The organism is Faecousia intestinalis, assembly GCF_040096185.1.
GTDB lineage: Bacteria > Bacillota > Clostridia > Oscillospirales > Oscillospiraceae > JAZOXB01.
Window position 1 is genome coordinate 1 of the sequence record NZ_JBBMFF010000077.1, and the last position, 6867, is coordinate 6867.

Annotated in this window: 7 protein-coding genes; all 7 read left to right on the top strand. The window is 62.1% G+C overall.

Annotated features, from left to right (window positions below):
• The first annotated feature begins 404 nt into the window (after nucleotides 1-404).
• The 7 genes from xdh (at nucleotide 405) to WMO66_RS01265 (ending at nucleotide 6836) form a co-directional block, all read left to right on the top strand.
• Nucleotides 405-2966, top strand: a complete 2562-nt coding sequence (gene xdh / locus WMO66_RS01235; RefSeq protein WP_349134592.1) for a selenium-dependent xanthine dehydrogenase — start codon at nucleotides 405-407, stop codon at nucleotides 2964-2966.
• 17 nt (nucleotides 2967-2983) lie between these two features.
• A complete protein-coding gene (locus WMO66_RS01240) occupies nucleotides 2984-3478 on the top strand; it encodes a 4Fe-4S binding protein (protein ID WP_349134593.1) in 495 nt (164 codons plus the stop codon).
• Between the two features lie 5 nt (nucleotides 3479-3483).
• Nucleotides 3484-3927, top strand: coding sequence for a YaiI/YqxD family protein (locus WMO66_RS01245; protein ID WP_349134594.1), 444 nt, complete (start codon nucleotides 3484-3486; stop codon nucleotides 3925-3927).
• A gap of 96 nt (nucleotides 3928-4023) precedes the next feature.
• Nucleotides 4024-4674: a CDP-alcohol phosphatidyltransferase family protein gene (locus WMO66_RS01250; RefSeq protein ID WP_349134595.1), complete on the top strand. Its 651-nt coding sequence runs from the start codon at nucleotides 4024-4026 to the stop codon at nucleotides 4672-4674.
• Nucleotides 4671-5585 (top strand): diacylglycerol/lipid kinase family protein, encoded by a 915-nt coding sequence (locus WMO66_RS01255; RefSeq protein WP_349134596.1) that lies wholly within the window; start codon nucleotides 4671-4673, stop codon nucleotides 5583-5585. Before WMO66_RS01250 ends, WMO66_RS01255 begins: the two co-directional genes overlap by 4 nt.
• A 54-nt stretch (nucleotides 5586-5639) precedes the next feature.
• Nucleotides 5640-6107, top strand: coding sequence for an NUDIX hydrolase (locus WMO66_RS01260; protein ID WP_349134597.1), 468 nt, complete (start codon nucleotides 5640-5642; stop codon nucleotides 6105-6107).
• 63 nt (nucleotides 6108-6170) lie between these two features.
• On the top strand, nucleotides 6171-6836 hold the full coding sequence (locus WMO66_RS01265; RefSeq protein ID WP_349134598.1) for a hypothetical protein: 666 nt from the start codon (nucleotides 6171-6173) through the stop codon (nucleotides 6834-6836).
• Nucleotides 6837-6867 lie beyond the last annotated feature (31 nt).

A 6867-nucleotide genomic window follows, 5' to 3' on the forward strand; every position in this document is an offset into this window, starting at 1 on the left:
GAACGCGAAAGGACACCCTGACGGTTTCCTTTCACACTTTTCTTCCCTCCGAAACTTTTGGCTTGGCAGGTTTTTTGACAGTCTGCTATATTACCCATGCGGCGCATGCGGCGCAAAAAAGCCGAAACTCCGCATTTTCATTTCTTAGATAGTGTACCAAATCCACGCCCGATTTTCAATCCTTTCCCGCATTTTTTGCCGGGTACAAAAAAAGTTTTAGCTTATCGATAGAAAAATCGCGATTTCCTTGTAGTTTTTTATTGTTATAAGTCAAAATTCAGAAAAAAATCGCAAAAAAAGTTAGTCTCTGCCTTGCAGGCTTTCTCTATTTATAGTATAATCTGAGTGATACGAGCCCGTCCACCGGCTGCGACCGGATTATTTTACAAAGGGGACCTGTTTCCATGGCAACATTTTACATAAACGGTGCCGAAGTTACCGTCGCCAAAAAGCAGAAGCTGCTGCGCTACCTGCGCGATGAGCTGCATCTCACCTCCGTAAAAGACGGCTGCAGCGAGGGCGCCTGCGGCGCATGCACCGTGCTCATCAATGGCGAGCCCTGCCGCGCCTGCGTTCCGGACACCGAGCGGCTCGACGGCAAGCACATCCTGACGGTCGAGGGCCTTTCCGACTTTGAAAAGGCTGCCTACACCTTCGCCTTCGGCGAGGCTGGCGCCGTGCAGTGCGGCTTCTGCATCCCCGGTATGGTGCTGTGCGCCAAGGCCCTGCTCGACCGCACGCCGGACCCGACGGAGGAGCAGATCCGCTGGGCCATCCGCAACAACTACTGCCGCTGCACCGGCTATGTCAAGATCGTCGAGGCCATCCGTCTGGCCGGGAAGATCCTGCGCGAAAAGAAGATCCCCCTGCCCGCCACGACGGACTGGAAGATCGGCTCCCGCGTCCAGCGTCTGGACGTCGAGGAGAAGGTCCTCGGCACCGGCAAATACCCCGACGATTACTACCCCGAAAAAATGTGCTACGGCTCCGCCGTGCGCAGCAAATATCCGCGCGCCCGCGTGCTGTCCATCGACACGTCCAAGGCGGCCGCGCTGCCCGGCGTTATCTGCGTGCTGACCGCAGCGGATGTGCCGGGCGAGAACATCATCGGACACATCGTCCACGACTGGGACGTCATGGTCCCCGTCGGCGGTGTCGTCCACTTCCTCGGCGACGCGCTGGCCCTTGTCGCAGCCGAGACGCCGGAGATTCTGGAAAAGGCCAAGAAGCTCGTCAAGGTGGAATATGAGATTTTGCCCGCCGTGCACAACCCCGAGGAGGCGGCCGCGCCCTATGCGCCGCTCGTCCACCGCAAGGGCAACCTGCTGGCGCACAAGCACGTCTCCCGCGGCAATGCCGAGGAGGCCATTGCCCACTCGAAATTTGTCGTGCAGGATCACTTCTCCACCCCGTTCACGGAGCACGCCTTCCTTGAGCCGGAATGCGCCGTGGCCGTGCCGGACGGAGACGGCATCCGCCTCTACACGACGGACCAGAGCGCCCACACCACGCTGCACGAGGTCACGATGGCCCTCGGCCTGCCGCCCGAGAAGGTCAAGATCCAGAATGCCCTCGTCGGCGGCGGCTTCGGCGGCAAGGAGGACATGACCGTCCAGCCGCTGGCCGCGCTCATTGCCTATAAGACCGGCCGCGCCGTCAAGTGCAAGCTGACGCGTGCCGAGTCCCTGCTCATCCACCCGAAGCGCCATCCCTTCGAGATGGACTTCACCATGGGCGTGGACGAAAACGGCATCATTCAGGGCGTGAAGGCCAAGGTCGTCTCTGACACCGGTGCTTACGCCTCGCTGGGCGGCCCGGTGCTCGAGCGCGCCTGCACGCACGCCGCCGGTCCCTATGCCTACGAAAACTTCGAGATCGACGGCTATGCCTACTATACAAACAATCCGCCTGCCGGTGCGTTCCGCGGCTTTGGCGTCACGCAGACGTGCTTCGCCGTGGAGACGCTGCTGAACCGCGCTGCCGACCTTGTCGGCATCTCCCCGTGGGAGATCCGCTACCGCAACGCCATCCGTCCCGGCGGTGTGCTGCCGAACGGGCAGATCGTCGATGACTCTACCGGCCTTGTGGAGACGCTCCTTGCCGTAAAGGACGAATACGACAACGCCAAGATCAAGGGCATCGCCTGCGCCATGAAGAATGCCGGCCTCGGCGTCGGCCTGCCGGACTGGGGCCGCTGCAAGCTCATCGTCGAGGGCGATTCCAAGGTCCATATCTATTCCGGCGCTTCGTGCATCGGGCAGGGCCTCGGCACCGTGCTGGTGCAGATGGTCTGCTCAAACACGAACCTCTCCCGCGACGACATTGTCTATGAGCGCTCCAACACCTGGATCGCCCCGGACTCCGGCGACACGTCCGGCTCCCGCCAGACGCTTGTGACCGGCGAGGCCTGCCGCCGCGCCTGCCTGCAGCTCCACGAGGCGCTGGCCGGAAAGTCGCTCAGCGACCTCATCGGGAAAGAATTCTACGGCGAATACCTCGCGAAGACCGACCCGCTCGGTGCGGATGTGCCGAACCCGGTCTCCCACGTCGCCTACGGCTACGCCACGCAGGTCTGCATCCTCGACGAGAAGACCGGCCTCATCCGCAAAATGATAGCCGCGCACGACGTCGGCAAGGCCATCAACCCGCTCTCCTGCGAGGGCCAGATCGAGGGCGGCGTCGTCATGTCCATGGGCTATGCCCTGACGGAGCAGTATCCCATCGACGAAAACTGCCATCCGACGGCGCGCTTCGGCACGCTCGGCCTGTTCCGTGCCCATCAGGTGCCGGAGATCAAGGCCATTGTCATCGACAAGCCGGGCCTGAACGTGGCCTGCGGCGCGATCGGCATCGGTGAGATCACCTCGATCCCCACCGCACCGGCCATTGCGGACGCCTATTACCGGCTCGACGGCGAGCCGCGCACCAGTCTGCCGCTGACCGGCACGCCCTATGCACGCAAATAACGGGGAGGTTGCATGAGATGAAAGTCAGAAAGAAGTTCCCGTCCAAGGTTGCCTGCGTCCACTGCAACGGCGGCTGCCGCGCCAACCAGAGCCCGGAGGGCTACGATCTTTGCCTCTACGGCTGCACCGGCTGCGGTGCGTGCATGGAGGTCTGCCGCTTCGGCGCGATCTCGCTGAACTCCTACGGCGTGGCCGAGGTCGACGAGAGCCGCTGCATCGGCTGCGGCGCGTGCTATCAGGCCTGCCCGCAGCGCGTCATCCACCTGCGGCTCGAGGACAACCCCATTGTCGTCCTCTGCTCGAACAAGGACGCCCGCTGCCGCGATGTCTGCGCCGTGAGCTGCATCGGCTGCGGTCTGTGCGAGCGCACCTGCCCGGCCGGAGCCATCGTTGTTTCGGAAAACCGCGCCTTTATCTACGCGGATAAGTGCCTCTCCTGCGGCATGTGCGCCATGGCCTGCCCGCGCAATGTCATCCACGACAAGCGCGGCCTGCTGACGCCCCGCCACTGAAGCCCATGCGCGTTCTGATCGATGCGGACGGCTGCCCCGTCGTCCGCGAGACCGTGCGGCAATGCGCCGCCTTCCATGTGCCGTGTCTGCTGTTCTGCGACACGGCGCATGTCTTTTCCATTCCCGGCGTGGAGGTCTTTGTTGCGGACTGCGGGCACGACAGCACGGACTATCTGCTGCTGTCGCACCTGCGCCCCGGCGACGTTGTGATCACGCAGGACTACGGCCTTGCCGCCCTGTGCCTTGCGCGCAGCGCGCAGGCCCTGCATCCGGCGGGCCATGCCTACACAAAGGACAATATCGACGCTCTGCTCACCGTTCGCGCCGAGTCCGCCCGCCTGCGCCGCGGCGGTGTCCGCCTGCACCGTACGGCTGCCCGGAAGCCCGCGCAGGACCACGCCTTTTCCGTCCTGCTCTGCCGCATTCTGTCGGAAAATACCGGGACTTGACGAATCGCCGAAAATGTGGGATAATAACAAGACGACTATGATTCGTCTATCCGACGTCCGTTTTCCGGTGCCGTCCTGCGGCAGAAGGAGTTATTTATGATTGGTTTCTATGATTACACGGTCATTCTGACCTACCTCAGCCTGCTGTCTGCCGTGACCGGCATCGGGCTGGCCGTCGCCCACCACCCGCTGCTGGCAATCCTCTGTTTGATGTTCAGCGGCCTTTGCGATATGTTTGACGGCCGCGTCGCCCGCACGAAGAAGAACCGCACGGCGGAGCAGAAGGGCTTCGGCATTCAGATTGACTCTCTGTGCGACATCGTTGCCTTCGGCATCCTGCCCGCCGTCATCACGATCGTCGTGTGCGGCTCTGTCTGGTATGCCGTGCTGATCGCGGCGCTCTATGTGCTCGCCGGGCTCATTCGCCTTGCCTATTTCAACGTGACGGAGGAGCTGCGCCAGCAGGAGACGGACGAGTGCCGCAAGACCTACACGGGCCTTCCCATCACCTCAGCCGCGCTCATTTTCCCGTTTTTCTTCTGCTTCCTCGATATTTTCCAGCGTGCCGCGATCCTGCATGGGGCGCTGCTCGTTGTTATGGCGCTGACTGGCGCCAGCTTTGTGATGCCGTTCCATATCCGCAAGCCGCGCTCCAAGGAGCAGTGGGCGCTGCTCGGCATCGGCCTTGTGATCGCCGCAGGCTGCATCTTTGTCTGGGTGCGTTTCCGCATGAGGATCGTGCGATGAAGAGGCTGCTGCTCATTCTGAACCCCTGCTCGGGAAAAAAGCGCGCGAACCGCGCGCTGGCGGAGATCGTCAGCATTTTCAACCGCGGCGGCTATGACGTCACGGTCTATACCACAGCTGCCCGCGGCGACGCAACGCAGGTCGCAGCATCCCGCTGCCGCGAATTCGACTGCGTGGTCTGCGCAGGCGGCGACGGCACGTTCAACGAGGTCGTCTCCGGTGTCTATGCGGCCGGAAGCGACACGCCCATCGGCTATATCCCCGCAGGCAGCACGAACGACTTTGCCAGCAGCATGAACCTGTCGCGCAACCTGCTGCAGGCCGCGCGCGACATCGTCGAGGGCGAGCCGCGCACACTGGACCTCGGCAGCTTCAACGGCCGCTGCTTCTCCTATGTCGCCTCGTTCGGCGCGTTCACCCGCGCATCCTACGCCACGTCGCAGAGCGTAAAAAATGCGCTGGGCCATCTGGCCTATGTGCTCGGCGGCATCAAGGAGCTGCCGTCCATCCGCAGCCGCCATGTGCGCTTTCTGCTCGACCACGAGACCGTGCTCGAGGACGACTATATCTTCGGCGCCATCAGCAACTCCACATCCGTTGCGGGCATTCTGACGCTCTCCCCGGAGATCGTGGACATGAACGACGGCGTGTTCGAGCTGCTGCTCGTGCGCAAGCCGCAGAGCCTGATGGAGCTGAGCGACTGCGTGCTGGCCCTGACGACGCAGGATTACCACACGCCCATGCTGACGTTCACGAGCGCCAGCCATCTGGAGATCGACGCCCCCGCCGACATGGACTGGACGCTCGACGGCGAGCAGGCCAAGGGACAGGCGCACTGCGTCGCAGAGAACCTGCACAACGCCGTGAAAGTCATCGTGAACCCCGCCACCGATCCCAGCGCCGCAGAATAAAACCGGCCCCTGCAACCGTCATGCGATTGCAGGGGCTTTTTTCGGGAGATCGCTATGAAAAATACCACGCTTTGCTATCTGGAGCAGGACGGGAGTTGGCTCCTGCTGCACCGCAACAAAAAGAAAAACGATCCGAATCACGACAAATGGATCGGCATCGGCGGAAAATTCGAGGAAAACGAAAGCCCGGACGACTGCGTCCGCCGCGAATTCCGCGAGGAAACGGGACTGGAGCTGACAAAATACCGCTACTGCGGCATCGTGACCTTCGTCAGCGACTGCTGGGAGGGCGAATACATGCACCTGTTCCACGCCTCGGCCTGCCGCGGGAGCCTGCGGGACTGCGACGAGGGCGAGCTGGCGTGGATCCCGGAGACACAGTTCGCCGCCCTGCCGCAGTGGGAGGGGGACCGCATTTTCCTGCGCCTTATGCGGGAGCATGTGCCGTTTTTTTCGCTGAAGCTCCGCTACGAGGGCGACCGGCTGGCAGAAACCGTTCTAAACGGCCGCCCGATGGATTGACACCCACATCCCGTTATGCTATAATCAACTTGCATTCTTTGCAAAGAAGAAAGGAAGAAAATCATGAAACATGTAAAGTCTCTCGCACTGTGCCTGCTGGCGCTGGCCCTTGTCCTTGCGCTCGCCGGCTGCGGCGGCGGCAAGTCCGACCTGCCCGGTACCTACAAGATCGATCTCGATCTGGCCCCTGCCCTGAACTCCGCCATGACCCAGCTCGGCCTTGCCGAAGAGGATCTGGCCGACCTGACCCTGCCCGTTCCCTACACTCTGACGCTGGGCGAAGACGGCACCTATTCCATGCAGGCCGACAAGGAAGCCACCGTTACCGCGCTGCACACCTATCTGCAGGGCTGCGGCTCCGCCATTGAGGCGGCGCTCTACAAGACCGCCGAGGAATCCGGACTGTCCCGCGAGGACTTCGACGCTGCCTTCGAGCAGAGCACCGGCTCCAGCGTTTCGGACTATGTCGCCGAACAGATCAGCCAGCTCGACGAAGAGTCCCTGCTGAGCTCTCTGGAAGAGGACGAGGAGTCCGGCGTCTACAAGGCAGCTGACGGCAAGCTCTATTTTGAGGAGCAGGAAGCCGACTTCTCCGAAGAGGACTATGTTTCCTACACGCTCGAGGGCGGCAAGCTGACCTTCACGTCCGTCACGGGCGACGCGATGGACCTGCAGTCTCTCAGCGAGATGCTGGGCGATCTGTTCCCCATGGTCTTCACGAAGCAGTAAAACCCACATAAAACGGCCGGAGCGCTGAGCG

Excerpts from the sequence above, each read along its gene's own strand:
- xdh (WP_349134592.1), top strand. The coding sequence starts at position 405 with ATGGCAACATTTTACATAAACGGTGCCGAAGTTACCGTCGCCAAAAAG.
- WMO66_RS01240 (WP_349134593.1), top strand. The coding sequence starts at position 2,984 with ATGAAAGTCAGAAAGAAGTTCCCGTCCAAGGTTGCCTGCGTCCACTGC.
- WMO66_RS01245 (WP_349134594.1), top strand. The coding sequence starts at position 3,484 with ATGCGCGTTCTGATCGATGCGGACGGCTGCCCCGTCGTCCGCGAGACC.
- WMO66_RS01250 (WP_349134595.1), top strand. The coding sequence starts at position 4,024 with ATGATTGGTTTCTATGATTACACGGTCATTCTGACCTACCTCAGCCTG.
- WMO66_RS01255 (WP_349134596.1), top strand. The coding sequence starts at position 4,671 with ATGAAGAGGCTGCTGCTCATTCTGAACCCCTGCTCGGGAAAAAAGCGC.
- WMO66_RS01260 (WP_349134597.1), top strand. The coding sequence starts at position 5,640 with ATGAAAAATACCACGCTTTGCTATCTGGAGCAGGACGGGAGTTGGCTC.
- WMO66_RS01265 (WP_349134598.1), top strand. The coding sequence starts at position 6,171 with ATGAAACATGTAAAGTCTCTCGCACTGTGCCTGCTGGCGCTGGCCCTT.